The sequence below is a fragment of the Geothrix sp. 21YS21S-4 genome, assembly GCF_030845995.1.
Classification (GTDB): domain Bacteria; phylum Acidobacteriota; class Holophagae; order Holophagales; family Holophagaceae; genus Geothrix.
The window spans coordinates 753,483-780,139 of record NZ_CP132719.1; the positions used below are offsets into that span (position 1 = coordinate 753,483).

The following is a 26,657-nucleotide window of genomic DNA, read 5'->3' on the forward strand; positions in this document are numbered from 1 at the left end:
ATTCCGGCGGGTGGTTGGGCCTGCCGATTGTGCCTGTAATCTAGACTGCCCTGGGGCTTCTTATCGAGGCTTAACAGGATGAATCCAATTGAGCTTAAGGTGGGCATAGCTCATGGCAGATCAGCTCTTGCTCCAGGATTTGCCGCTGGATTTGCTCCAGATCGCGGCAGTTGATCCCGCACCCCTTCTGCGCCCACGGCCAGTCGCGGCGACCCCCAGCGGGCTCCCAGGAGAAACATCGCGCGAAGGTACGCTTTCGATGCCGGCATGAATCGAATCCATTTCCCGCCTGTTCACGAAACGAATTTCAGCACGGTGACATAGTGGCTGGTCGTCCCGCCGAGGACGAACAGATGCCAGATGCCATGGCCGTGGGGCACGCGCTTGTCCAGGATGTAGAAAACCACCCCAATCGTGTAGAAGAGGCAGCCGCTCAGCAGCCAAGCCCATCCTTGCCCATGCAGTCCCCGGCTGAGGGGTACGCATACGGCCACGCCGCACCAGCCCATCAGCACGTACATCAACACCTGTGGCGGGGATTCGCGGGCTCGCCACAACTCCTTGAGGATGCCGAGAACGGCCAGGGACCACACCACCCCCAGCAGGCCCCAGCCCAGAGGACCCCGGAGGGACACCATGCAGAAGGGCGTATAGGTTCCGGCGATCAGGATGTAGATGGCAACGTGATCGGCCTTGGCCAGATGTTCCTTGATCGGCCCTCGAAGGCTGTGAAGCAGCGTGGATGCGGCGTAGAGAAGAACCATGGACAGGCCGAAGACACTGAAGCTGACTGTCTTCAGGAGATCACCGTCCTGGAGTGATTGAGCAATCAGAACGGCTGCTCCCGCGATGGCCAAGGCCAACCCCAGCAGATGGGTCAGGCTGTTCAATCGCTCGCCGTGATACATGGGCCCCCCTGGCTAAGGGGTAACGCGCCACGGTGGGGCCCGCAGTGAATTCAATGGAACATCCGATGAGGGGTTGCACGTGGATCTTCACGGCGAAGAAACAGGGATTCCGGATTGATCGCTTCCGCGGGTCATTACACTTGGAACTTGGAGCCGAATACCTTCTAACGGTGAGGCGCGATGCCCTTGCTTTCTCGCATCCGACCGCTGCTTCCCGAAGGGGACGCGCGCGAGTTCAGCCTCCAGGCGGACTACTTCGACGGTCAGATTGACCTGAAGGCCTTTTCCGCAGCCCATCCTCATCACGCCATTCTGAATTCCAATCCCCTGATCTTGGAGCCCCGGCAGGGGAATTACGTATACCTCTCTCGATTCGGAGGGGTCGTATTCTGGAATTGCGCGGGGGACCTGATCCAGCAGGTTCATGATGAACTGAAGCGCCTTCCCGGCCTCAGCCGGATGGAAGAGCAGGCGCGGGACACCCTTCTGGTGCGCGTGGGTTCCACGGAGGATTCCGTGGGATTCAGCGAGGTGAACCTTCGGGGCCTCACCTTGGAGAAGCTGAGCATCGTCAGCCTCGCGCTCGCCCAGAGCGTGGCCCTCGATCACTTCGAGGCGGCTGTCAGTCAAGCCATGGCAAGGTTCCAGCCGGTCGTCCACGCCCTGAGCCGGGATGGAAAGCTGGCGGTCCCCCACCGGGAATTACTGCGCATTGCGGGCTTCGCCATGGAGGTCCGGGCGGTGGTGCTGGAGAATCTGACCTTGTTCGATGACCCTCCCGAGACCTGGGAGAGCGAATCCCTGGCCCACCTTGATGGCGCGCTCTTCGACCAGTTCGACCTTGAGGAACGGCTCGGGGCCATCCGGGAGAAACTCGCCTATCTTCAGGACACAGGCGCCACCTTTTTGGGGCTTCTGGACACCCGCAAGAACCATCGCCTGGAATGGGTGATCATCTTGCTGATTCTTGTCGAAATTCTTCTCGCCGTAGGCAAGGACCTGTTTAACCTGGGAGCCAAGTGAGCAGGATGGGCTCCTCGATTCAAACCGGATGATCAACAGACCTTCGTCGCACGTCTCGATGTTTGAACCTGTGGAGCACGTCTTTGCTGCAGACCCTCCCTCCGCCCGAGTCGCTGACCCATGATTCTTTTGAGGGCTTCCTTAAGACCCTCGAAGGGCAGGTACGGAATTCGGGCTACCTACTGGTTCTTCTCGACGGCCGTCTGCGGCTGGATGTCATGTTGCTGCGCCACGAGAAGAATCCGAGGGTGTACTGGGGGCTGAAGCCCCACCAGGACTGGGCGGTCAAGGCCACGCTGCTCCGGTTCGCCTCCGGGCAAGAACCCGTTCATGTGCTCTTGTCCCAGGAATTGGATGGTTCCTACGACGTGGTCGGATGGCTACTCAAGCGGGCGGAAGGACGCTTTTGGGCGCGCTCCATTCTTCCGGCTCAGGCCCAATCCCACTGGGAACACTGTGTGGCCCCGGCGTCCTCCGACCGGTACGTTTGATCCGTTTCCCTTCATCCTTTCCAGGATGGTGCGGCCGCGATCTTTCCGGTCGGAACGTCCTTGATTTTGGTGCACGCCAGGATCAAGGCCCAGGCTTCAGCCACCCAGGACCGGGATCGCGCGGGGGAAGTCTGAAATCGTGACGTGAACGCGGAGCAGGCTTCCCGCGACCCTTCTCGGTCTTATCGGCGCATCAGTTCAGGGCGCGGTGTACGTCGTCACCACGCCCGCGGGGGTGACGCCGCGGAGGTAGTGGTTGTAGGTGTCGGCCACGACGAGGTTGCCGGCGGGCGTCACGGCGATCCCGCAGGGCAGGTTGAACAGGGCGGCGGTGCCGGAGCCGTCGGCGTTCCCGGAGTTGCCCCCGGAGCCGGCGGGGGTGCTGAGGCTCCCGTCGGCCAGGACGCGGCGGATGGCGTGGTTGTGGGTGTCCGCCACCCACACGGCGCCGGCGCCGTCCACGGCGACGGCCACCGGCCAGTAGAACTGGGCGGAGGTGCCCCGGGCATCGCTGAAGCCGTGGGTGGTCTGGCCCGCCAGGGTCGTCACCTGGGCGCCCGAGGCCACGGTGCGAATGCAGGAATTCCCGTAGTCGGCGACGACCAGGGTGCCATCGGCCTTGAGGGCGAGGCCGCTGGGCTGGTTGAGGCGCGCGGCGGCGCCCGTGGCGTCCAGGAGGCCGGGCGTTCCGGCGGTGCCCGCGAAGGTGGTCACGGTGCCGTTGGCGGCCAGCTTGCGGAGGGTGTGGTTCTGGGTATCCGCCACGTAGATCAGGCCGGTGCTGTCCACGGCCACGCCGCTGGGCGTGTTGAACCGGGCGAGGCTGCCGATGCCGTCCGCCGTGCCCGCCGCGCCGGCGGTGCCCGCCAGCGTGGTGACGGTGCCGTTGGGGGCGATGCGCCGGATGGTGTGGTTGCCGGCGTCGGCCACCACCACGTTGCCCGCGGAATCGAGAGCCAGGCCCGCCGGATTGCGGAACAGGGCCGCGGCGCCCACGCCATCGGCGCTGCCGGCGACCCCTTTGTTTCCGGCCAGGAGGGTCTTGCGGTTGGTGGCGTCCACCTTCCAGATGACGTGGTCCTCGCTGTCGGAGACGAAGATGTTGCCGGAGGCGTCCGCCACGACGCCCATCGGCGCGGTGAGGTCCACGGCCGCGACCACCGTCAGGGCGACCGGCGTGCTGGTGATGGAGCCCAGCGAGTTCGTCACCGTCACCGCGTACGAGCCCGAATCCTGGGCGGTGGGGCTGGAGAGGGTGAGCGTCGCGCTGCGGCCGCCCACGATATTCTGCCCGCCCTTGGTCCACTGGTAGGACAGCGTCACCGCGCCGTCCGCCACCACGGAGAGGCTGACCGACCGCCCGGAGATGACCGAGGTATCGACGGGCTGGGTCTTGATCACCGGCGCCGAGCTTTCGTAGGGCGAGGACTTGCCTTTGGAGCAGCCGGTTCCCAGCGCGACGAAGGCCGCGGACAGGAAGAGGCCCGAGACGAGGGCGCCGGAGCGGACCGCGAACCGCCACCGGCCTGAGATTCCCTGGGGACCGACGGATTCAAGGGACATGGAACCTCACGGGAAAGGGCGCGGAGAGAAGGCAGACCCGCTTCGGGCGGGGGTCGAGCCTCAGAAAAGGATGGAGCGGATGGGGGGAAAGTTCCACGTCATCCGCGGGCCTGAACCTAGAACTCGAAGGTGGGACCGCTGAGGGTCCGCGCGTCCAGGATCTGTCCCTGGGCGTCGAGGGTGACGAGGCCCTGGGCCTGGCGGGGGGTCAACTGGGTGAGCTGCTGGAGAGCCTGGCCGCGGAGTTCGGGATTGCCGTTTTCGGCGCTCTCGAAGAACACGGCGCCCACCCGATAGGTCTGCTGGGTGTCGTGCAGCAGGTGCAGTTCCCGCAACTGGCGCTCGTCCACGGGGCTGGGGGCGTCGGTCATCAGGCAGCGGGCCTGGGCGGTCTTGGGGAAGGCGATGACCTCGCGGATGTTGTCCACGCCCGCCAGGATCATGACCAGGCGATCCAGGCCCAGCGCCAGGCCGCCGTGGGGCGGGGCGCCGTAGCTGAGGGCGTCCAGCAGGAATCCGAACTTGGCGCGGGCTTCGGCCTCGCCGATCCCGATGATCCGGAACATCCGGCTCTGGACTTCCGCGTCGTGGATGCGGATGCTGCCCCCGCCCACCTCGAACCCGTTGAACACCAGGTCGTAGGCCACGGCGCGGCACTTGCCGGGGTCCGTCTCCAGGAGGTCGAGGTCGTCGGGATGGGGGCTGGTGAAGGGATGATGGCAGGCGACGAAGCGCTGCCCCTCCTCGCTCCACTCCAGGAGGGGGAAGTCCACCACCCACAGCAGCTCGAAGCGGGATTCGTCCAGCAGGCCGAACTGCCGGCCCAGGCGCAGGCGCAACTCGCCCAGGACGCGGCTGGTCTGGGCGTCGGGCCCCACCGCGAAGATGGCCAGGCCCTCGCCCTCGATGGCGAGATGGGTCTTGAGCCGGGCTTCGTCCGCGGGCTCCAGGAACTTCTTGAAGCTGCTGGCGAGGCCCTCCTTGCCCCACTTGGCGTAGGGCAGGCCGCCGGCGCCCAGCTGCTTGGCCACTTCCTGCAGCTCGTCCAGCTGCTTGCGGCTCAGGGAACCTGCGGCCTCGCCGGGGAAGAACAGGGCCCTGACCCGGCGCTGGCCCTGGCTCTCGGCGGCGGCGCGGAACAGGTTGAAGCCCGTGTCGGCGAAGACGGCCGTGGCGTCCTGGATCTTCAGGGAGCAGCGGAGGTCGGGCTTGTCGGAGCCGTACCACTCCATGGCGTCCGCGTAGGGCAGGCGGGGGAAGGGCGCCGTCACGTCCTGGCCCACGATCTTGGCCAGCTTGATCATCAGGGGTTCCAGGACGCCCTGGATGTCCTCCTGGCGGACGAAGCTCATCTCCACGTCCACCTGGGTGAACTCGGGCTGGCGGTCGGCGCGCAGGTCCTCGTCCCGGAAGCAGCGGCAGATCTGGACGTAGCGCTCGAAGCCGCTGACCTGGAGCAGCTGCTTGAAGAGCTGGGGGCTCTGGGGCAGGGCGAAGAACTCCCCGGGGTGGACGCGGCTGGGCACCAGGTAGTCGCGGGCGCCTTCCGGCGTGGACTTGGTGAGGATGGGCGTCTCGAGCTCGATGAAATCGTGCTCGCGGAAATGGTTGCGGATGATGTTGGCGGTCTCGCTGCGGAGCAGCATGTTGCGCTGGAGCTTCTCCCGGCGCAGGTCCAGGAAGCGGTAGGTGAGGCGCAGGTCCTCGCCCACGCCCTCGTCCTCCAGGGGGAAGGGCAGGGGCGCGGCGGTGTTGAGGATCCGCAGGCCCGTCAGGCGGACTTCGACGTCGCCCGTGGGCAGGTTGGGATTCTTGCTCTCCCGCTCGGCCACCACGCCCTCGGCGGCCAGCACGAATTCGCTGCGCACGGCCTTGAGCTTGGCCAGGAGTTCCGGATCGGCGGTCTCCTCGTTGGCCACCAGCTGCACCAGGCCCCAGCGGTCGCGCAGGTCCAGGAACACCAGCGAGCCCAGGTTGCGCACCCGGCGGCACCACCCGAACAGGCGCACGGTCTGGCCCGCGTGGTCGAGGCGCAGGTCGCCGTTGCGGTGGGTGCGTTGGAAGTCGCCGAGCTGGTCGAGTCTCATAGCCCTCCAGGATCGCATTCTCCCTGAGGTGGCTCAAGGCGAGGAGAAGGGTCCGGCCGGAAGGGAATGAAAAAAGCGGAGAAAAGCGGAAATACCGAGGAGAGCGGAGATAAATCTGTTTCCGCTTTCCTCAGCTTTTCCGTATCCCTCTGCTTTCTAAATATTTTTCCTGGAGATCTTCCGAACGTGGGGTCAGTGCGCCTCGGCGCTTCGGGAGCGGGAGGCGGCCCGCCACCGCTCCCAGCGCAGGCGGGCGCGGTCCATGTAGAGGTAGATGACGGGGGTGGTGTAGAGGGTGAGGAGCTGGCTGAACAGCAGGCCGCCCACGATGGCGATGCCCAGGGGCCGCCGCAGCTCGGCGCCGGTGCCCATTCCGATGGCCAGGGGCAGGCCGCCCAGGAGGGCCGCCATGGTGGTCATGGTGATGGGCCGGAACCGGAGGAGGCAGGCCTGGAAGATGGCCCGTTCCGGCGTGACGCCCTCGCGCCGCTCCACGTCGATGGCGAAGTCGATCATCAGGATGGCGTTCTTCTTCACGATCCCGATGAGCAGGATGATCCCGATGAAGGCGATGACGCTCAGCTCCGTCCGGCAGGCCAGAAGGGCCAGGAGGGCGCCCACGCCCGCCGAGGGCAGGGTGGACAGGATCGTGAGGGGGTGGATCAGGTTCTCGTACAGCATCCCCAGGACGATGTAGACCGCCAGGAGGGCGGCGGCCACCAGCAGGGGCTGGTTCGACAGCGACGCCTTGAAGGCCTGGGCGGTCCCCATGTAGCTGCCCCGCAGGGTGCCGGGAAGGCGGATCTCCTGCTCGGCCTTGTCGATGGCGGCCACGGCGTCGCCCAGGGCCACGCCCACGGGCAGGTTGAATGAGAGCGTCACCGAGGGCAGCTGGCCCTGGTGGTTGACGGACAGCGGGGTGTTGCGGCGCTCCAGGGTGGTGAAGGCACTGAGGGGCACCATGTCGCCGGTGGTGGAGCGGACGTAGGTGTGGCGCAGTCCGTCCGGCGTCTCCATGAAGGGGGAGTCCACTTCCATCACCACGTGGTACTGGTTCAGCGAGGTGTAGATGGTGGACACGAACCGCTGGCCGAAGGCGTCGTACAGCGTGCTGTCGATGGCCTGGGGCGTGATGCCCAGGCGCGACGCGGTGGCCCGGTCGATGACGAGGGAGGCCTCCAGTCCCTTGTTCTGGAGATCCGAGTTCACGTCCGCCAGCTGGGGCACGGTGCGCAGCTTCTGGAGCACCTTGGGCGCCCAGTCGAACAGCTCCCGGGCGTCGTCCCCCTGAAGGGTGTACTGGTACTGCGAACTGGAAGAGCGTCCGCCCAGGCGGAGGTCCTGCACGGGCTGCATGAACAGGGTGCCGCCCGGGAGGTGGGCGGTCTTGCCCCGGAGCCGGGCGATGATCTGGTCGGCGGTGTCCTTCCGCTCGTCGTTGGGCTTGAGGGACGCGAACAGCCGCCCGGTGTTGCCCCCGCCCACGAAGGCGGTGACGTTCTCGATGCCCGGATCGGCCTGGACGATGGCCACGTACTCGGTCATCAGCTTCTCCATCCCGACGAAGGAGATGTCCTGCGCCGCCTGGATGGCGCCCATGACGCGCCCCGTGTCCTGCTGGGGGAAGAAGCCCTTGGGGATGATCACGTAGAGGCCCACCGTGGCGAGCATGGTCGCGAGGGCCACGCCCAGCGTGAACCGCTGGTGCCGCAGCACCCACGCGAGGGAGGTCTCATAGTGGCGCATGATCCACTCGAAGACGCGCTCGCTGGCCTGGAAGACGCGGCCGTGGGATTCGCCCGCGTGGGGCTTGAGGATGCGGGAGCACATCATCGGCGTCGTGGTGAGCGACACCAGCATGGAGATCAGGATCGAGATCGAGAGGGTGACGGCGAACTCCCGGAAGAGCCGCCCCACGATCCCGCCCATCATCAGGATCGGGATGAACACCGCGATCAGCGAGATGCTGATGGAGATGACCGTGAAGCCGATCTCCTTGGCGCCGTGGAGCGCGGCCTCCATGGGCTCCATCCCGTTTTCCAGGTGGCGCGTGATGTTCTCCACCACCACGATGGCGTCGTCCACCACGAAGCCCGTGGCCACCGTCAGGGCCATCAGCGACAGGTTGTCGATGGTGTAGCCCAGGACATACATGGCGCCGAAGGTCCCGATGAGGGAGATGGGCACCGCGACGGTGGGGATGAGGGTGGAGCGCACGCTCCGCAGAAACACGAAGACGACGAGGATCACCAGGGCGATGGAGATCGCCAGCGCCAGCTGCACATCCTTCACCGAGGCCCGGATGGTGCGGGTGGCGTCGATCAGGACCTTCAACTCCATGGCTGGGGGAAGCGACCCTTGGAGCTGGGGGAGCACGGCCCGCACGCGATCCACCGTTTCGATGATGTTGGCGTCCGGCTGGCGGAAGATGGGCACGATGATGGCCGGGACGCCGTTGGAGAGGCCGCTGTTGCGGACGTTCTCCACGGAATCCGTCACCTGGGCCACGTCCGACAGGCGGACGGCGTTCCCGTTCCGGTAGCGCAGGATGAGCGGCTGGTAGTCGGCGGCGGCCATCAGCTGGTCCGTGGTGGTGATGGACCAGGTGGTGTTCCCGCTGGTGAGGTCGCCCTTCGGCCGGTTGAGGTTGGCCGCAGCGATGGCCACGCGGACGTCCTCCAGGGCGAGGCCCTGGGCGTTGAGCAGCGCGGGGTTCACGTCCACCCGCACCGCGGGCAGGGCGCCGCCCCACACGAAGACCTGGCCCACGCCCTGGATCTGGGACAGCTTCTGCTGGAGCACCGACGAGGCGATGTCGTACATCCGCTCCCGCGGAATCAGGCGGGAGGTCAGCGCCAGCATCATGATCGGCGAGTCCGCCGGGTTCACCTTGCGGTAGGACGGGTTGTTGGGCAGGTTCGTCGGGAGGTCGCCCCGGGCGGCGTTGATGGCGGCCTGGACGTCGCGGGCGGCGGCGTCGATGTTGCGGTTCAGGTCGAACTGGAGGGTGATGTTGGTGGAGCCGAGGGAACTGGCGGAGGTCATCTCCGTGATGCCCGCGATGCGCCCGAACTGGCGCTCCAGGGGCGTGGCCACGGAGGAGGCCATGGTTTCGGGGCTGGCCCCGGGGAGGCCTGCGGAGATCTGGATGGTGGGGAACTCCACCTGGGGCAGGGGCGAGACCGGCAGGAACTGGTAGGCGATGGCCCCCAGCAGCGCCAGGGCCACCGTCAGCAGGGTGGTGGCCACCGGACGGCGGATGAACGGCGTGGAGATGCTCATTTGGCGGGCGCGCCGCGGAGGCCCCGGAGGCGGCGGGCGAGGCGGTCGAACGCCAGGTAGATGACGGGGGTGGTGTAGAGCGTCAGCACCTGGCTGAAGATCAGCCCGCCCACGATCACGATGCCCAGCGGCCGGCGCAGCTCAGCGCCCACGCCGGAACCCAGCGCCAGGGGCACGCCGCCGAGGAGGGCCGCCATGGTGGTCATGATGATCGGCCGGAAGCGCAGCAGCGACGCCTGGTAGATGGCCTCCTCCGGCGGGAGCCCGTCCTTGCGCTCGGCCTCCAGCGCGAAGTCGATCATCATGATCGCGTTCTTCTCCACGATTCCGATCAGCAGGATGATCCCGATGAGCGCGATCACGCTGAAGTCCGTGCGGCAGAGCATCAGGGAGAGCAGCGCGCCCACGCCCGCGGAGGGCAGGGTGGACAGGATCGTGATGGGGTGGATGTAGCTCTCGTAGAGCACGCCGAGGAGGATGTAGACCGTCAGCACCGCCGCCAGGATGAGCAGCGGCGTGTTGGTGAGGGACGCGCCGAAAGCCTGGGCGGTGCCCTGGAACCCGGCTTTGATGCTGGGCGGCAGGTCCATCTCCCGGCGGGCGCCCTGGATCGCCTTCACGGCGTCACCCAGGGATGCCCCCGGCGCCAGATTGAACGACAGCGTGGCGGTGGGGAACTGGCCCTGGTGGTTCACGGCCAGGGGCGCGGTGATGGTCTCGATCCGGGTGAAGGCGCTCAGCGGAACGGAGCCGCCGGAGCCCGACTTGACGTAGATGTCCTGGAGGTCCTGGGGCCGCTGGTACTGCTTGGGGTTGGCCTCCAGCACCACGCGGTACTGATTCAGCTGGGTGAACATGGTGGAGATCTGCCGCTGGCCGAACGCGTCGTAGAGGGCGTCGTCCAGCACCTGGGGCGTGATCCCCAGCCGGGATGCGGTGGTGCGGTCCAGGGTGATCCGGATCTGGAGTCCGGCGTTCTGCTGGTCGCTGGCCACGTCCCGCAGCTCCGGAAGCGCCGACAGGCGGTCCACGAAGCGGGGCACCCATTCGTTCAGCTCCTTCGCGTCCGCGTCCTCCAGGGTGTACTGGTATTGCGTGCGGCTGACGCGGTCCTCCACCGTCAGGTCCTGCACCGGCTGGAGGTAGAGGCGGATGCCCTCGATGGCCGCCAGCTTGGGCTGGAGCCGCCGGATGACTTCCGTAGCGCTCATCCCCCGCGCATCGAGGGGCTTGAGGTTGATCTGGATGCGCCCGCTGTTGAGGGTGGTGTTGGTGCCGTCGATCCCGATGAAGGAGGACAGGCTCTCCACCGCCGGATCCTTCAGGATCTCCGCGGACAGCGCCTGCTGCCGCTCGGCCATGGCGGGGAAGGATACGGTCTGCGGCGCCTCGGAGATGCCGAGGATCACGCCGGTGTCCTGCACGGGGAAGAAGCCCTTGGGGACGGCGAGGTAGAGCAGCACCGTGGACGCCAGGGTGGCGGCGGCCACCAGGAGCGTGCCCGTCTGGTGCTTCAGTACCCACGCCAGGGTCCGGCCGTAGAAGTCGATCACCCGCTGGAACACGCGCTCCGACGACTGGTAGAAGCGGCCCTGCTGCTCGGGCGGCGTGTGCTTCAGCAGCTTGGCGCACATCATCGGCGTCAGCGTCAGCGAGACCACCGCGGAGACCAGGATGGTGACGCTCAAAGTGACGGCGAACTCGCGGAACAGGCGGCCCACGATGTCGCCCATGAACAGCAGCGGGATCAGCACCGCGATCAGCGAGACCGTCAGCGACAGGATGGTGAATCCGATCTGCCCCGAGCCCTTCAGCGCCGCTTCGAGGGGCGATTCGCCCTCCTCGATGTAGCGCATGATGTTCTCGATCATCACGATGGCGTCGTCCACCACGAAGCCCGTGGAGATGGTGAGCGCCATCAAGGTGAGGTTGTTCAGGCTGTAGCCCAGGAGGTACATCACCCCGAAGGTGCCCACCAGGGAGAGCGGCACCGCCACGCTGGGGATCACGGTGGCGGCGAGGGTTCGGAGGAACAGGAAGATCACCATCACCACCAGGGCGATGGTGAGCATCAGCTCGAATTCCACGTCCTCCACCGACGCGCGGATGGTGATGGTGCGGTCCGTCAGGATGGACAGGTCCACCGACGCGGGGAGCGAGCCCCGCAGCTGGGGCAGCAGGTCCTTCACCCGGTCCACCACGGCGATGATGTTGGCGCCGGGCTGCCGCTGGATGTTGAGGATCACCGCGGGGGTGGTGTTCTTCCAGGCGGCGAGGCGGGCGTTCTCCACGTCGTCGGTGACGGTGGCCACGTCGGACAGGACCACGGGCGCGCCGTTCTTGTAGGCGACGATGAGCGGGCGGTAGTCCTCGCTGGACAGGATCTGGTCGTTGGCGCCGATGGCGTAGGCCTGGCGGAGGCCGTCGAAGCTGCCCTTGGCCTGGTTCACGTTGCTCTGGGCCACGGCGGTCCGCACGTCGCTCAGGGCGAGGCCCTTGGCGGCCAGGGCCACGGGATTGGCCTGGATCCGCACGGCGGGCTTCTGGCCGCCGCTGATGCTGACGAGGCCCACGCCCGGAAGCTGGGAGATCTTCTGCGCCAGCCGCGTGTCCGCGAAGTCCTCCACCTTCGACAGGGGCAGGGTCTTCGAGGTGAGCGCCAGGGTGAGGATGGGGGAGTCGGCGGGGTTGATCTTGCTGTAGATCGGCGGATTGGGGAGGTTCGCGGGGAGGTAGGTCCCCGCGGCGTTCACCGCCGCCTGGACCTGCTGTTCCGCCACGTCGATGTTCAGATCCAGCACGAACTGGAGGGTGATGACCGAACTGCCGCCCGAACTGGTGGAGGACATCCGGTTGAGGCCCGGCAGCTGGCCGAACTGGCGCTCCAGGGGCGCGGTGATGGCGGAGGCCATCACGTCCGGGCTGGCGCCCGGATAGAAGGTGACCACCTGGATGGTGGGGTAGTCCACCTGGGGAAGGGCGGAGACGGGCAGCTGGCGGAACGCGAGCAGCCCCACCAGGAGGAGTCCGGCCATCAGCAGCGAGGTGGCGATGGGCCGGAGGATGAACGGCCGGGAGGGATTCATCCGCTCAGCCCTTGGCGCCGGCGGGCTTGGGGAGGGCGACCTTGCTGCCGGGGCGGAGCTTCTCCAGTCCGTCCGTGACCACGGTTTCGCCGCCGGTCAGGCCCTTGCCGATGGCGGTCTCGTCCCCGTCCGTGCCCTGGACCTCGACGGTGCGCAGTTCCGCGGTGCCGTCGGCCTTCACCACGTAGACGAAGACGCCCTGGGGCCCGCGCTGGATGGCGGCGGTGGGGATGATCACCACGCCGCGCAGGGTGTCCACCAGAAGTTGCGCGTTGACGAACTGGTTGGGGAAGAGCGACCGGTCGTCGTTGGCGAACAGGGCCTTCAACCGGACGGTGCCGGTGGCGGGATCCACCTGGTTGTCGATGGCGGCCAAAGCGCCGGAGGCGAGGCGGGTGCGCAGGTCGCGGTCCCAGGCTTCCACGGGCAGTTTGCCCTCCTTGGCGGTCTGGCCCAGCACCTTCTGGATGTTGTCGGCGGGTACGGCGAATACGACGTTGATGGGCTGGAGGGGGGCGACGGTGGCGAGGCCGTTGGTATCCGTGGCGCGCACCATGTTGCCCACGTCCACCAGGCGCAGGCCGACGCGCCCGCTGATGGGCGCGGTGATGCGGCTGTAGACGAGGTTCAGCTTGGCGCTCTCCACCGCGCCCTCGTCCGATTTGAGGGCGGCGGCGTACTGGGCGACGGAGGAGACCTGCGTGTCGAGCTGCTGGCGGGAGATGATCCCGCCCTGCACCAGGCCGTCCAGGCGCTTGAGGTCCGTCGCGGCGTTGTCGTAGGCCGCGCGGTCCTTGGCGAGCTGGCCCTCGGCCTGCATGAGCTGGACCTGGAAGGGGCGGGGATCGATCTCGGCGAGGAGGTCGCCCGCCTTCACCATCTGGCCTTCGGTGAAGGCGACGCGCACCAGCTGGCCGTCCACGCGGCTCCGGACGGTGACATTGTTCAGGGCGGTGACGGTGCCGAGCCCCGTGAGGCGGACCGCCATGTCCCCCTTCCGGGCCTGGGCCACGGCGACGGGGACGGGATGCCCCGCCGGATTCGCGGCCGCATCCTTCTTCCCGCTGCGGGCGTAGAGGACGATGCCGAGGATCAGGACGCCGCCGATCGCCCAGGGGCGCCATCCACGGAGGAGCGCGGGGCGGCCGGCGGCGGGGGTGGAAGAAGGGATGTCGGGAGCGTCCATGAACAGGTCCGGGGCAGGGGGGCGGTGGAGGTCGAAGGTCAGGGGATCAGGAACGGGGGACGCGCGCCGGACCTCGGCCCAGGGCGGCGGAGAAGAGGGTTTCCCAGGTGACGAAGTCGGGTCGGGGCTTCCACTCCGGCCAGGCGGCGGTATCGAAGGAGGCGGCCAGGGCCGCCGCGTCCTTTCCGGGGTTCGCCTTGGCGTGGGCCTGGACGGCCTGGAGGAAGTCGCGGTAGCGGAGCAATTCTTTCTTTCCGCAGACGGGGCCGTGGCCGGGAATGATCCGGGCGCCATCGGGAATCCACGAGGCCACGGAGGCGATCTGGGCGACCAGCCCGTCGAAGCTGCCGCCCCCGCCTTCCAGATCCACGTAGGGCAGGATGCCGAGGAAGAACAGGTCGCCCATGTGCATGACCAGGGCGGCGGGAACTCCCACGATCACGTCGCCGTCCGTGTGGCCGGGGCCCAGGTGCAGCAGGTGGATCTCGGTGCCGTCCAGGTGGATGTTCAGCCGGGCCCGCTCCTTGGGATCCTCGGAGCCGAGGGCCAGTTCCGGCAGGCCGCCGCGCTTGGCGGGCTCCAGCTTCGCCTGTTCCGTCTCCATCCGCTTGCGGACGTTGGCGTGGGCGATGATGGCGCTGACCTGCTTCTCCAGGGCCACGTTGCCGCCCACGTGATCGCCGTGGGCGTGGGTGTTGATCAGGTACTTGATGGGCTTGTCGGTGACGGAGCGGACCGCCTCCACTAGGCCGGGCACGAGCCGCTCGAACTGGTCGTCGATGAGGACGGCATGGCGCGCGGTGACGACGAGGCCGATGTTCCCGCCCTGGCCGAAGATGCAGTAGATGCTGTCCGCGACCTTCTCCACCTTGTGGATCTTCGGCGCTTCCGCCTGCGCCGCGTGATGCGCGGCGTGGGCAGCCAGGGGCAGGGCCGCGGAGGCGACGAGGGCGAGGGCGATCAGAGCGCGCATGCGGAGGCTCCTCCGGGGTCGGCTGCTGATGGTACTCCGAGGAAGGGCTGGCGCGTCACGGGGCCTCGGTCTCGCTGGGCTCCTCGGCCGCGTCCGCGCCGAGCATGCCGTCCAGGTTGCGGATCATGGCGTGCAGTCCGCGGCTCATGGCCGCCTGCTCGGCCGAGTCCATCCCGGCGGCGAGGCCGGTCTTCAGCTCCAGGGCGAGGGCTTCGAGCTCGCGGGCGCGGGGAAGGGTCTCCGGCGCCACTTCGATCAGGATGCGCCGCCCGTGGTGCGGATCCGGCCGCGTGGTGAGCCAGCCGCGGGCCACCATCGCCTTCACCACCCGGCTGGCCGTGGGATCGTCCATCCACACGTGCTGGGCCAGGGGATGAAGGGAACTGGGTCCGCCCCGCAGAAGCACGAGGAGGACCCAGAACTGCTGGGGGCTGAGGCCGTAGGGCGTCAGCCGCGCCCACACCACCTGCTTGAGGCGGCGGCGCACGGCCGCGGCGAGCGTTCCCAGGCCGGCGCCGGAAAGGAGGTCAGAAGGCTGTTCCGGGTGTTCTTGCATAAGCAAGAAGGTTGAAACCGCCTCACCCTCGTGTCAAGGGGTATATCGCGTCCGCCCGCGGCGGCCTTATTTCCCGCGGGCGCCGGGCCGGGAGGGGTGCCGTCCGCGTTCGCCCCGGGGGGCCTGGCCGCCGGCGCCCGAGGGGCGTCCGGGCCGCCGTCCGCTGTCCCGGCGGCCGGTCTGGATGGGCTCGGCGGGAATGGTGGGATCGGGGGCGTAGCCGGGGACGACGCTCTTCGGCAGCTCCTTGCGGAGGAGCTTCTCGATGTCCTTGAGGAGCTTGTGTTCGTCCACGCAGACCAGGGACAGGGCCTCGCCTTCGGACCCGGCCCGGCCCGTGCGGCCGATCCGGTGGATGTAGTCCTCGGGCACCTGGGGCAGTTCGTAGTTCACGACGTGGGGCAGCTGGTCGATGTCCAGGCCCCGAGCGGCGATGTCCGTGGCCACCAGGACCCGCACTTCGCCCTTCTTGAAGGATTCCAGGGCCTTGATCCGCTGGGGCTGGCTCTTGTTCCCGTGGATGGCCATGGAGCTGATGCCGTCCTTGTCGAGCTGCTCCGACAGCCGGTTGGCGCCGTGCTTGGTGCGGGTGAAGACGAGGACCTGCTCCAGTCCGCGGGTCTGGACCAAGTGGGCCAGCAGGGCCCGCTTGCGCTCCCGGTCCACGGGATGGACCACTTGCCGCACCAGCTCCGCGGCGGTGTTGCGCGCGGTGATCTCCACGGAGGCGGGCGTCTTCAGGAAGGTGGAAGCCAGCTGCTTGATCTCGTCCGTGAAGGTGGCCGAGAACAGGAGGCTCTGGCGCTGGGCGGGAAGCAGGGCGAGGATCTTCCGGATGTCCCGGATGAAGCCCATGTCCAGCATCCGGTCAGCCTCGTCCAGGACGAGCACCTCCAGATGGCGGAAGTCGAGGTTCCCCTGCTGGTGGTGGTCCAGCAGCCGGCCGGGGGTGGCGACGAGGATCTCCACGCCCGCCCGGAGGGCCTTGACCTGGGGGTTGATGTTCACGCCGCCGAAGATCACCGCGGAACGCAGCGGCAGGTAGCGGCCGTAGGTGCGGACGCTCTCCTCCACCTGGAGGGCCAGCTCGCGGGTGGGCGTCAGGACCAGGGCGCGGATGGGATGGCGCGCGGGCGAGGCGGAAGTGCTGGCCTGGGGGGCCAGCCGCTGGAGCAGCGGCAGGGTGAAGCCCGCCGTCTTGCCGGTGCCCGTTTGGGCCCGCGCCAGCAGGTCGCGGCCTTCCAGCACCAGGGGAATCGCCTGGGCCTGGATGGGGGTGGGGGCTTCGTAGCCCTGTTCGCGCACGGCGCGCAGAAGCTCGGGCATCAGCCCGAGGGAATCGAAGGACATCATGTGCTCCTGAAAAGGCCCGCCCACGGAGCTTTCCGGGGGCCCGGTCAGGGCGACGAAAGAAGGTTATTCGGACTGAAAAGAGGCGGAGACCGGGGGTCGCCTGCGATCACGAAGCCATTAGTTTATCGGAATGGTCAGGATTTGGCCAGTCGCGCCGCCACTTCATCCGCCGGCCAGCTCTCCTGCTCGCCCGTGGCCATGTGCTTCACGGTGACCGTTCCGGCCTCCAGCTCGCCGTCGCCCAGGATGAGCACCGTCTGGACGCCGGTGCGGTTGGCAGTGGCCATCGCCTTCTTCAGCGCCCCGCCGCGGGTCTCCAACTGCACCGCCGCACCCGCGTCCCACAGCCGGCGCGCCAGTTTCAGGGCCTCGGTCGCCGCGCGTTCCCCCAGGGGGATCAGCAGGGCGGGAACGGCGTGGGGCGCCTCGCCGCGCACCTGCTGGAGGACCATCGCCAGCCGGTCCAGGCCGATGGCCCAGCCGAAGGCGGGAACCTCGGGGCCGCCCAGCTGCTTCACCAGCCCGTCGTAGCGCCCGCCGCCCAGCAGGGCGCTCTGGGCGCCGAGGTCGGAGCTGAGCAGCTCGAAGGCCGTCCGGGTGTAGTAGTCCAGTCCGCGCACCAGGCGCGGGTTCTCCTCGAAGGGAATCTCCAGCTCTGTCAGCAAAGCCTTGAGGCGCACGTGGTGCTTCGCGGAGGCCTCGTCCAAGTGGTCCGTGATGACGGGGTGGCCTTCCAGCGCCGCCTGGCACGCCTCGTTCTTGCAATCCAGGACGCGCAGCGGATTGGTCTCGATGCGCCGGTGGCAATCGGCGCAGAAGCGGTCCGCCCGCTCGGCGAAGAAGGCGCGGAACGCCGCGTGGAAGGCGGGCCGCGACTCCGGCGTGCCCACGCTGTTGATGGAGAAGACCATCCGCTTGAGGCCCAGTTCCTTCAGGAAGCTGTGGAGCAGCAGCAGGCTCTCCGCTTCGCTCTCGGGCGTGGCGACGCCGAAGCTCTCGGCCCCGATCTGCCAGAACTGGCGGTAGCGGCCCGTCTGCATGCGCTCGTAGCGGAACTGCTGGCCGATGTAATAGAACAGGACCGGATCGCTGGAGGCCAGGAGCTTGTGCTGGATGGCCGCGCGGACCACGCCCGCGGTGTTCTCCGGGCGCATCACCACCTGCCGGCCGCCCTTGTCCGTGAACTCGTACATCTCCTTGTTCACGATGTCGGAGCTTTCGCCGACGCTGCGCTTGAAGACCTCCAGCTCTTCGAGGATCGGCGTGCGGATCTCGCCGTAGCCGTGGCGGGCGAACACGCGGCGGGCGGTATCTTCGATATGCTGGAACCAGCGCAGCTCCGCTCCGAACAGATCCCGCATGCCTTTTACCGATTGGGCCATGATCCGACTCCCGAGCCTTCTGCTCGCCACCTTCAGCCTACTGTCTGGCGGCCCCAGCCCCAAATCCGCCGCGGTTCCCGCGCGGCTGAAGGTGATGGTGGATCCGGGCCACGGGGGCGACGACGGAGGCGCGCGGGGACCGAAGGGACTGAAGGAGAAGGCCGCGGCCCTGGACATCGGGAAGGCCGTGGCCGCCCGGCTGGAGGCCGCCGGTTTCGAGGCGCTCCTCACCCGCGACGACGACACCTTCATTCCCCTGTGGGAGCGCGCCCGCGTGGCCAACGTGCGCGGCGCGGACCTGTTCATCAGCCTCCACCTGAACGCCGCCCGCGCCCGCTCCGCCCGGGGCTCCGAGGTCTACTTCCTGAGCCTGGGCAAGGGCGACGATGACGGCCTGGCCGCCGCGGAGAACGCCGGTGCCGGTCCCGAGCCGGGCCCCGACAGCGTGGTCGCCAGCATCCTGGAGGACCTCGCTCAGAAGGCGTTTCTCCAGGATTCCGAGCGCCTGGCCGTGGCGGTCCAGGGCGAGCTCAACCGCCTCGCGGGCATCAAGGAGCGCGGCGTGAAGCAGGCCCCCTTCATCGTCCTGCGCGGCGCCGCCATGCCCGCCGTCCTGGTGGAAGTCGCCTTCATCTCCAACCCCCGCGAAGAAGCGAAGCTGAAGGACCCCGCCTTCCGCGCCAAAGTCGCCGACGCCGTCACCCGCGGCGTCCGTGCCTACTTCGGGCAGGTCAACGGCACGGCGAGGCGGACCGTAGGCGGACCTCAGGGAGCGCTCGCGGCGCCGGTCACACCGTCGGAACCGTCCCGCCGTCGATGACGTACTCCGCGCCGTGGATCGACGCGGCGCGATCCGAGGCCAGGAAGGCCACGAGTTCGGCGATCTCTTCGGGCCAGGCCGGTCTTCCGATCGGGATGCCGCCGAGCGCGTCCATGATGCCCTGGCGAGCCGCATCTTGGCTGGTTCCGCCGCTTTCCGCGAGGCGCTGGACCATCCGGTCGGCCGCCGTGGTCATGATCCAGCCGGGCGAGACCGTATTCACGCGGACGCCCTTGGGGCCCAGTTCCTTCGACAGCGCCTTGCTGTAATTGACGAGGGCGGCTTTCGCCGCCGCATAGGGAATGGTGGATTCGTGGAGCGGCAGCCGGCGCTGGATCGAGGAGATGTGGATCACCCCGCCGGAGCCCCGTTGGATCATGCCGGGCACCAGCAGGCGGTCGAGGCGCACGGCGGCCAGCAGATTCAGGTTCAGCTCTTTCTCCCAGAACGCTTCCGTCGCCGCCGCGAAGCCTCCGCCGGGCGTGCTGGACCCGCCGAGGCAATGGATCAGGATGTCCACACCTCCGAACGTCTCCGTCACCATTGATGCGACCCTTTCCGCGCCTTCCGGCGTCGTGAGGTCCGCCTGGACGAAGAGGTCGCTGGCGCCACCGGAGGGCGGCTCGGACCGGGCGCTGGTCGCGGTCCGCGCGCCGCCCGACGCGAAGCGCCGGACGATGGCTTCACCCGCGCCCTTCGTGCCGCCCGTCACCAGGACCCGCTTCCCGGAAAATTCGGTTGGATCGCTCTTGAAGTGGGGGGCCATCGTCATGACGCGATCTCCAGGCGGCCGATGCGAGATCCGTCGAGCGTGAACTTGAAGCGAAGCGGGACCGGGCTGCCGGGAAACGTGCCCGAGACGAGCGCCGTGACCTGCACGGCGGCACCATCCATGGCGACGTCCTGGATCTCCGCCGTATCCCTGTACTTCCGGCTCGTCTCTTCCATCCAGGCGCGGATGGCGGCCCGTCCTTCATGGCTCTGGCCTTCATCCTTCACGGATGCCGATTCAGAAAAGGCCGACGCGGCGGCGGCAAAGTCCCCGGTGTTCTTTCCGGAGAAATAGCGCTCGATGGATGGCGGCAGTTTTTCGGTCATGGCCTTCTCCTTTGGGAGAGACGCTTCGGCGTGCGCGCTTGTCCCGCCCTCAAGGTGGACGTAGCCTGAGGACGTGACAAGAACCGACGAAAAAGTAAGGCCCTTACTGGAAAGTAAGGACCTCTATCCCACGCCCGGCACCGCCGCGACCGCGGTGGAGAAGATCCTGCGCATGCTCGAAGGCCGCTGGAAATTGGTGATCCTGTTCCGCCTGTTCGGAGGGAAGATCCTCCGCTTCTCGGAACTGGAGCGGGAGATTCCGGGGATCTCCCAGAAGATGCTGATCCAGCAGCTGCGCCAGCTGGAGAAGGACGGGATCGTGCGCCGGGTCGTCTACCCTCAGGTGCCACCGAAGGTGGAATACAGGCTTACCGAGTGGGGGCAGTCGCTTTGTCCGGTCTTGGATGCTCTGTTGAAGTGGGAAGTGAATCGCCCCAATCCATCGGAGAGCGTGGATTTGGAGTAATCGCTTCAATCCGCCCGGTATTACCGAGCCCCCCATAGACCAACCCCCGAAACCGAAGGCTTCAGGGGACTGGATTGGTGCACCCGACTGGAATCGAACCAGCGACCTTTGGCTTCGGAGGCCAACGCTCTATCCAACTGAGCTACGGGTACTTTTTGCCGAAATGATTGGACTTGGTTGCCGATTGTTTGGAAAACATAGCAACATTTTTGAGCTAATGTTGGTTCTTTCTCCTGGCAAAACCCTGGCAATCCCTTCTGCTCTTACATCCTAACCCGAGATCCCAGATCCTAGCTACTCCACCCTACAAGGCACAGTTCAAGGCGTCGTAATTGGTCCTGGAGCCTCTGCCCCATCTGCATCGATTCGGATCGTTCCACCATACCTATCCCAAGGAGGGGGAGATATCCACAAGTCTTGGGTGACCCATGGGTGCCTTGGCCCCGATCCCGATGCGATCCAGTGGGCTCGCGACGCCGTGGCCACCGCGATTCAGCACGTGGGTGTAGGTCATGGTGGTCTCCACGTCCTTGTGGCCGAGTAGTTCCTGGATGGTGTGGATGTCGTAGCCGCTCCCCAGCAGGTGGGTCGTGAAGGAGTGGCGCAGCACATGGGGCGTCACGGGCTTGGCGATGTCGGCTCGCCTAGCGGCCTCGCGAATCGCACGCTGAATACTCTCGGGGTAGATGTGATGGCGCCGGATCACTCCGCTTTCCGGATCGGGTCCTCGCAGTCTGGAAGGGAATACCCACTGCCAGTGCCATTTCTTCCCGAGTCCCCGGTACTTTCGCCCCTAAGGCATGGGGCAGCCAGACCTCGCCGAAGCCAGCCTCCAAGTCCTGGGCGTGGAGCGCCCGCACCTTCAGCAGGTGCTCCTGGAGCGGGCTAACCAGGGCCTCCGGCAGCATGGTCACGCGATCTTTGCCACCCTTGCCTTCTCTTACGATGACCTCGCGCCGCTCGAAATCGAGATCCTTGACGCGAAGGCGGAGGCCTTCCTTCAGGCGCATGCCGGTTCCGTAGAGCAGGCGGGCGAACAGGCCCATGGTGCCGCCCATCTGATCGAGCAGTCTAAACACCTCGGCTGGCGTCAGGACCACGGGAAGGCGGGGCGCCGACTTGGCCTGCACGACCCGGTTCAACCAGGGCAGCTCTGTCTCCAGGACCGCCTTGTAGAGGAAGAGGAGCGCCGCTTTGGCCTGGTTCTGAGTCGAGGGGGCCACCTTCCCCTGGATGGCCAGATGGGAGAGGAAGGCCTCCACCTCATCGGGGCCCATGTCGCGGGGGTACCGTTTCCCGTGGAAGAGGATGAAGCTGCGTATCCACCGGCAGTAGACCGTGTCCGTGGCTGGGCTGAGGTGGCGGATGCTGATGGCCGCGTGGACCTGGTCGAGAAGTCGCGGGGCAGGGGTGGGACCAGGTTCCATATCGCTCCTCGGAGGATTCGGGCTGGCTTCGGAGGCTTGCGGGATGCCTTCAATTAAGGCGAATATTAAGCGAATTTCAACTCAAACTCCGTCCTCCAGGCACCCTGGAAGATCCCGGACATACCAACCTTCCGCCTGGCCAAGGCATCATCTCGGAACGCGGAGCGTTTAGATCGAAGATGACTCACCCATGCGGTATGATTTGCCTGCAAATTTCCTTGAACCCCACCTCATCCGCCAATCATTACGTTTGGAGAATGCCTTCCGAAAATCGGAAATCGTCGCATAGCAGTACATCCCATGCTCCTGTTCCCCCCGTTCTACGACAATTCTTCAAACCCCTCTGTCGCAGAATCTCTAGGTAGGCCGCCATGGACATAAACGCCTACCTTCATGAAATCGAGCATGCTCTAGGAAGCCTACTTGGCTCTATCTGGCATGATCACGAAAGGGCCCAAAAACTCCGGGAGGAGATTCTTCATCTAAAGGAACTCGCGGAAGATCAATACCGAAGAGCAGAGTTCACCCAGATGAATGCAATGGATTCCGAGGATTTGATGGATGGCGTAGGCCTTTACTGGGATACCTATTTTGGCCCTGATAAAGATCAACACTACAAATCCATCTCACTAGAAGAACTCGAAAAAATGTTGGAGGTACGTGAGTTTTCTATCTCGGCACTTTCAGGAAATGTACTTCAACTTGCCAAACAGGGGCTTTCATTGGCCTACGGTTCGCCATCTGATTGGCCTTCTGTTCGCCAAATTGGTTCTCAAACATTAGCTGCAGTTATTCTTCAGGCCCGCAACCAAACCGAGCATTGGGAAGAGGGCAACCCCAAACCGAAAGTGGTGATATGCTTTGATGCGTTGACCGCTGAAATGGGTCCCGAATTCTCACGCTATCGAGAGAAAAATCTTGCCTTTGAAGTTATCTCGCTACTCGGCTGGCATACTCTTGAAGACTTCAATCGAGACTTTCAAACAACGGTTGCAACCAACAGTGATTGATGGGAACTGGCGGCCTAACCCTCAGCTCAACTCGGACCCCGCCTGCATTGCCTCCCGCTCTCTTTCATCTTCCTGCTTCCTCGGCTCCGCTCAGCGCCTCGGTGCAGGCGCGGCCGGTTAGCTTCATTCGTTAGGCCTCGTTCGCCTGTCTATTTCTGTCTTCTGGGCAATCGTGGGCCACACCAGCCCAGCCATCGCGCCACGTTCCATCGCCAAATCGCGCTGTTCGCAGTTCTCCGTCAGTCCAAGAATGGCGTTATTGCTTACTCATCAACCGTCGGCCCATGGATTTCTGCCATCATCGAGGTCGCTTCAGCTTTTGCTCCTTCAGCTTCGCGCAATAACTCCGGCCATTCTCCTTTGGGCTCGTCAGCATGAATGCTCGCTCCCATTCAATCAGGCTCAAATCTCAGCACATCGTGTGCTCGGGTTGCTCCTGCTATGGGCTCGGCCTAACCTTGCGCTCAACTCGGACCCTATCGCTGCGCGCTAGCGTCCTCAAACAATTTAGCATCCCTGTCCCGCAGCAATAGGGCCGGTTAGCTTCATTCGTTAGGCGGCTTCATGAGAATCACTGCCAACCACTAATGTGCAGTTTTACAATTCATCTCGAGGGATCACTATGATATTCGCCCCTTATATACCGCACAATTTACTGAAATACATATATTTGGCAGTTATTCTTAATATGCTTATTTTCTTCTCTCCGCGGGGGTATGCAGCTGATTGCATTTGCCCAACCACAGCTCCATGGTCTGACCCAAATCGTCCTGCGAATGTCAAAGCGGATTTTGGTGCAATGGGAAACGGGGTTGCAAATGACTCCTGCGCCATTATTAATGCCATAAATTCTGGTGCAAAGTACATCCAATTCTCACCTGGGGTATATAAAATTGATTGCGAAATCCCTATAAATACGAGTTGTATTCTCGAGGGAACTGGGCCTGTGAATCAGTACAGCCTCGAATACCCCAATAATTCCACAACAGATCATGGTGCGGTTATTTTGGTTTCACACAATAACTCCGGATTGGGTGGATTCAATGTGGGTGCAGTAAATCCCAATATCCAGGTTACAATTCGAAACCTAGGTTTTGACGCCCCACCTACCTCTTCATCCTTCGCTGCGATTTTATTGCAGTGCACAACGGCCTATTTGTCTGATATTTACACATCTGGAAATCTAAATGGCCTCTTTGTAAATAATTGTTACATTGGTAAAGTGGAACGCTCTATGTTTATGGGAGGGGCTGCCTATGCCATTAAGCAGGTTGGCTCAAATAGTCTGGTGTGGGATACCATTAATTTGGGATCAGGGGCACCAAGCCAGGCACTATGGCAAATTCTTACCACTGGCGGACACACATTAATTAGAAATATTTATCTTGAAGGCCAGAATTGCGCCAATATACATATATTTAATAACTCCGGATCAACCATTACCATTGACGGGGTTTATGCAGAAAATAGCAAGCAATATGATATCTATGCCGATTATGCAAGCGATGTAACAATTCGAAATTATTTAACAAACACAGCTCCAAATGCAATTCTTATTTATAAATCAAATAACATTCGAATTGATGGCATTAGCGCTCAAAGCCCATTCTATTCAAACCCAGTTGTTAATGTGGTCGATTCAACCGGAGTATATATAGAGGGCATAAAATACGTTCCGGGCCTTGGGTACCCCTCATTATCTAGGTCCTATGTAATGATTCGTGGGATGTTTGATGGATGTCCTAGGGTAGGCATGGTGAAATCCTTCCCTCTTATCGAGGGAAGCAGGACAAATCTAATCCCATCAGATCCTCGAGCAATTTTTAGCTCAAATAGCATTCGGGTTTCTCCCGGAGGAAACGTTCAATCGCCGTTTATAAATTGGCGCCCCAGACGAATGGCTGCAATAACTGCGATTTTTAAGTCAAGTACTTTAGGCCCAAATGATTGCTATCTCCTCATTCGTAGTGGTTCTAGTTCTGTAACAATTCTCACGTGTGATTCGATCAATAGTTCTGTCCAAGAAAATGATTTTCAGGTGGTGACTTTGATCACCAAACTTCCAGATTTGCCGCTGACATTCGATGCAAATACCTTCCTAGGATTCTACAACAATTCAAATGCCGACATTCTTCTGCATTACTTGAGCATTCATGAATATGACGGTAGTTCTTTGCCAATGGGTGATTAATTTAAAATCATAAATTAAATTTTATCAACAAAATCAAAAATTCTCGCATTTGTTTAAATTCTATAACCTCCCATGCATACCAGCCGCCTAACCCTCCGCTCAACTCGGACCCCGCCTGCATTGCCTTCCGCTCTCTCTCAACATTTCGCTATTTCGGCTCCGCTCATCGCTTCGGCGCAGGCGCGGCCGGTTAGCCATATTCGTTAGGCCTCTAAGGAAATCCCATGCTCTTCCCCGGTTACATCGCAAAATTGGGCCGGGTTACAGGGGTTACGCTGGCCCTAGTGTCTTGCTCTGCATGCTTCAAATACACTTTGAACGTAAGCAGCAATCCAAAGTACCCGGGAATGGTCGGTTCGTATTACTGTTCATATGTGCTGTGCTTTAGGACTGCCAGAGTTTCCTGGTTGCGAAATAGGTGTTGAACCACTTTTGCCAGGATTCTGGTTCCATTCGTGGCTATTTTGTGGTCACTTTCAGGATGTTTTGTGGCAATTTACATTGGCTCACAGTAAATCATGGGTTGATAAAACATGATTTACCGGTTTTAATCCCCAAGCACTGGAGAGCCTAATCTGGCTTCGGAGGCCAACGCTCTATCCAACTGAGCTACGGGTACTGCGACTTTCCACCATGGCTTCGAACGGCGATTCGTTCAAGCGCGGGTCCGGGTGTCGCGCCTACCCTGGAGGGATATGCGCTTCTCTCCCGTGTCTGCCGCCGCCCGCGTGAATCCATGAGGGCCTGGCTGAAGGCCCGCGTCGGGGAGCCGCTGCTCCGGATGCTGCGGGAGGGATCGAGTCCCCAGCGGTTGGCGTGGAGCCTGGCGGTGGGGCTGGCGCTGGGGGTGACGCCGCTGGTGGGGACGTCCACGCTCCTGTGCGTGGGGGCGGGGTTCCTTTTCCGGTTGAACCAGCCCGCCATGCAGCTCGTCAACTACGCCGCCTATCCGCTCCAGGTGGCGCTGCTGATCCCCTTCATCCGGTTGGGGGAACGGCTGTTCGGCGCACCGCCCCTGCCGCTCTCCCTGTCGGTGCTGCAGGCCGCGCTGAAGGCGGACGCCTGGGGGGCGTTGCACCTGTTCTGGGGCAGCTTCTGGCATGCGGGGGTCGCATGGCTGGTGGTAGTCCCGCTTCCCACGCTGTTTCTCGCATGGCTGCTCACGCCCCTGCTGAGGGCCACCAGCGGGACCTTCCGCCGCTCCTGAGAGGCTGTCGCCTCGTCGAGGTAAGTGGAACCATGACTGGGCCAATTTTTCCTCTCGGGGCGGACGGATCGAATCCTCCTTGCGGAGGGGATGGGAAGCGGGTGAAACCGATCCAAATCGCGGCGGGTTTTGCCCGATGATGGTTCAAACAACTTGACGGACATCACCATGCGATGTATATTCAAGGCCTGGGGACGCACCTAAACCGGAGGGCCTGTGGACCGTGAACTGCTGAAGGGCAGCACCCCGCTGCTGCTGTTGTCGCTGCTCTGCGAGGGGCCCATGTACGGCTACCAGATCATCGAGACGGTCCGCCAGCGCACCGGGGGGACGTACACGCTGAAGGAAGGCGCCCTGTACCCGGCCCTGCACAAGCTGGAGGCCACCGAGTTCATCACCTCCTACTGGGAGACGCAGGAGAACGGCCGCGAGCGCCGTTACTACGCCATCCAGCCCGCGGGGGAGGCCTTCCTGTCGGCCAAGAAGAAGGAATGGAACCAGTTCGTGGACATGGTCCAGGCCTTCGTGGGACCCCGGGCCTAGGAAGC

The 26,657-nt window shown here is 64.3% G+C and carries 20 protein-coding genes, 1 tRNA gene and 1 pseudogene; 8 read left to right on the forward strand and 14 right to left on the reverse strand.

Annotation, left to right across the window (positions count from 1 at the left end; translation table 11 throughout):
- Positions 1 to 293: 293 nt before the first annotated feature.
- A complete protein-coding gene (locus RAH39_RS03460; RefSeq protein ID WP_306591409.1) occupies positions 294 to 908 on the reverse strand; it encodes a PAQR family membrane homeostasis protein TrhA in 615 nt (204 codons plus the stop codon).
- A gap of 180 nt (positions 909 to 1,088) precedes the next feature.
- Between RAH39_RS03460 and RAH39_RS03465 the strand changes: the two genes are divergently transcribed.
- Entirely contained in the window at positions 1,089 to 1,931 is an 843-nt protein-coding gene (locus tag RAH39_RS03465) for an RMD1 family protein (RefSeq protein WP_306591410.1), read from the forward strand.
- A gap of 83 nt (positions 1,932 to 2,014) precedes the next feature.
- Positions 2,015 to 2,422, forward strand: a complete 408-nt coding sequence (locus RAH39_RS03470) for a hypothetical protein (RefSeq protein WP_306591411.1) — start codon at positions 2,015 to 2,017, stop codon at positions 2,420 to 2,422.
- Between the two features lie 198 nt (positions 2,423 to 2,620).
- On the opposite strand, the gene RAH39_RS03475 is transcribed toward RAH39_RS03470, so the two are convergent.
- The 9 genes from RAH39_RS03475 to hisS form a co-directional block, all read right to left on the reverse strand.
- Positions 2,621 to 3,985 (reverse strand): SMP-30/gluconolactonase/LRE family protein, encoded by a 1,365-nt coding sequence (locus RAH39_RS03475; protein ID WP_306591412.1) that lies wholly within the window; start codon positions 3,983 to 3,985, stop codon positions 2,621 to 2,623.
- A 116-nt stretch (positions 3,986 to 4,101) separates the two neighbouring features.
- On the reverse strand, positions 4,102 to 6,072 hold the full coding sequence (aspS, locus tag RAH39_RS03480; RefSeq protein WP_306591413.1) for an aspartate--tRNA ligase: 1,971 nt from the start codon (positions 6,070 to 6,072) through the stop codon (positions 4,102 to 4,104).
- Between the two features lie 192 nt (positions 6,073 to 6,264).
- Positions 6,265 to 9,354, reverse strand: a complete 3,090-nt coding sequence (locus RAH39_RS03485) for a multidrug efflux RND transporter permease subunit (protein WP_306591414.1) — start codon at positions 9,352 to 9,354, stop codon at positions 6,265 to 6,267.
- Positions 9,351 to 12,440, reverse strand: a complete 3,090-nt coding sequence (locus tag RAH39_RS03490) for an MdtB/MuxB family multidrug efflux RND transporter permease subunit (protein ID WP_306591415.1) — start codon at positions 12,438 to 12,440, stop codon at positions 9,351 to 9,353. Before RAH39_RS03490 ends, RAH39_RS03485 begins: the two co-directional genes overlap by 4 nt.
- A gap of 4 nt (positions 12,441 to 12,444) precedes the next feature.
- The gene (locus tag RAH39_RS03495; protein ID WP_306591416.1) at positions 12,445 to 13,626 is read right to left on the reverse strand and encodes an MdtA/MuxA family multidrug efflux RND transporter periplasmic adaptor subunit; all 1,182 of its coding nucleotides are present in this window, start codon (positions 13,624 to 13,626) and stop codon (positions 12,445 to 12,447) included.
- Positions 13,627 to 13,672: 46 nt separating this feature from the next.
- On the reverse strand, positions 13,673 to 14,599 hold the full coding sequence (locus tag RAH39_RS03500; RefSeq protein ID WP_306591417.1) for an MBL fold metallo-hydrolase: 927 nt from the start codon (positions 14,597 to 14,599) through the stop codon (positions 13,673 to 13,675).
- 55 nt (positions 14,600 to 14,654) lie between these two features.
- The gene (locus RAH39_RS03505; RefSeq protein WP_306591418.1) at positions 14,655 to 15,086 is read right to left on the reverse strand and encodes a MarR family winged helix-turn-helix transcriptional regulator; all 432 of its coding nucleotides are present in this window, start codon (positions 15,084 to 15,086) and stop codon (positions 14,655 to 14,657) included.
- Positions 15,087 to 15,221: 135 nt separating this feature from the next.
- The gene (locus RAH39_RS03510) at positions 15,222 to 16,505 is read right to left on the reverse strand and encodes a DEAD/DEAH box helicase (RefSeq protein WP_306591419.1); all 1,284 of its coding nucleotides are present in this window, start codon (positions 16,503 to 16,505) and stop codon (positions 15,222 to 15,224) included.
- Between the two features lie 137 nt (positions 16,506 to 16,642).
- The gene (gene hisS / locus RAH39_RS03515) at positions 16,643 to 17,890 is read right to left on the reverse strand and encodes a histidine--tRNA ligase (protein ID WP_306591420.1); all 1,248 of its coding nucleotides are present in this window, start codon (positions 17,888 to 17,890) and stop codon (positions 16,643 to 16,645) included.
- Between hisS and RAH39_RS03520 the strand changes: the two genes are divergently transcribed.
- On the forward strand, positions 17,889 to 18,710 hold the full coding sequence (locus RAH39_RS03520) for an N-acetylmuramoyl-L-alanine amidase family protein (RefSeq protein WP_306591421.1): 822 nt from the start codon (positions 17,889 to 17,891) through the stop codon (positions 18,708 to 18,710). The two genes, hisS and RAH39_RS03520, sit on opposite strands and share 2 nt — an antisense overlap.
- Here RAH39_RS03520 and RAH39_RS03525 read toward each other — a convergent pair.
- Positions 18,679 to 19,482: an SDR family oxidoreductase gene (locus RAH39_RS03525; protein ID WP_306591422.1), complete on the reverse strand. Its 804-nt coding sequence runs from the start codon at positions 19,480 to 19,482 to the stop codon at positions 18,679 to 18,681. The two genes, RAH39_RS03520 and RAH39_RS03525, sit on opposite strands and share 32 nt — an antisense overlap.
- Positions 19,479 to 19,808 carry a nuclear transport factor 2 family protein gene (locus tag RAH39_RS03530; RefSeq protein WP_306591423.1) on the reverse strand — a complete coding sequence of 110 codons (330 nt, stop codon included), beginning with the start codon at positions 19,806 to 19,808 and terminating at the stop codon, positions 19,479 to 19,481. Before RAH39_RS03530 ends, RAH39_RS03525 begins: the two co-directional genes overlap by 4 nt.
- A gap of 73 nt (positions 19,809 to 19,881) precedes the next feature.
- On the opposite strand from RAH39_RS03530, the gene RAH39_RS03535 reads away from it, so the two are divergent.
- Positions 19,882 to 20,274, forward strand: coding sequence for a winged helix-turn-helix transcriptional regulator (locus RAH39_RS03535; RefSeq protein ID WP_373467340.1), 393 nt, complete (start codon positions 19,882 to 19,884; stop codon positions 20,272 to 20,274).
- A 75-nt stretch (positions 20,275 to 20,349) separates the two neighbouring features.
- On the opposite strand, the gene RAH39_RS03540 is transcribed toward RAH39_RS03535, so the two are convergent.
- A tRNA-Arg gene (locus tag RAH39_RS03540) sits at positions 20,350 to 20,426 on the reverse strand.
- Between the two features lie 233 nt (positions 20,427 to 20,659).
- Positions 20,660 to 21,701 (reverse strand): annotated as a pseudogene (locus RAH39_RS03550) (integron integrase).
- Between the two features lie 371 nt (positions 21,702 to 22,072).
- On the opposite strand from RAH39_RS03550, the gene RAH39_RS03555 reads away from it, so the two are divergent.
- The 4 genes from RAH39_RS03555 to RAH39_RS03570 all read left to right on the forward strand — a co-directional run bounded on the left by RAH39_RS03555 (position 22,073) and on the right by RAH39_RS03570 (position 26,652).
- On the forward strand, positions 22,073 to 22,711 hold the full coding sequence (locus RAH39_RS03555) for a hypothetical protein (RefSeq protein ID WP_306591427.1): 639 nt from the start codon (positions 22,073 to 22,075) through the stop codon (positions 22,709 to 22,711).
- Positions 22,712 to 23,333: 622 nt separating this feature from the next.
- The gene (locus RAH39_RS03560) at positions 23,334 to 24,902 is read left to right on the forward strand and encodes a glycosyl hydrolase family 28-related protein (protein WP_306591428.1); all 1,569 of its coding nucleotides are present in this window, start codon (positions 23,334 to 23,336) and stop codon (positions 24,900 to 24,902) included.
- A gap of 736 nt (positions 24,903 to 25,638) precedes the next feature.
- Positions 25,639 to 26,109 carry a DUF2062 domain-containing protein gene (locus RAH39_RS03565; RefSeq protein WP_306591429.1) on the forward strand — a complete coding sequence of 157 codons (471 nt, stop codon included), beginning with the start codon at positions 25,639 to 25,641 and terminating at the stop codon, positions 26,107 to 26,109.
- A 216-nt stretch (positions 26,110 to 26,325) separates the two neighbouring features.
- Complete coding sequence (locus RAH39_RS03570; RefSeq protein ID WP_306591430.1) at positions 26,326 to 26,652, forward strand: PadR family transcriptional regulator; 327 nt, start codon at positions 26,326 to 26,328, stop codon at positions 26,650 to 26,652.
- The last annotated feature ends 5 nt before the right edge of the window (positions 26,653 to 26,657 follow it).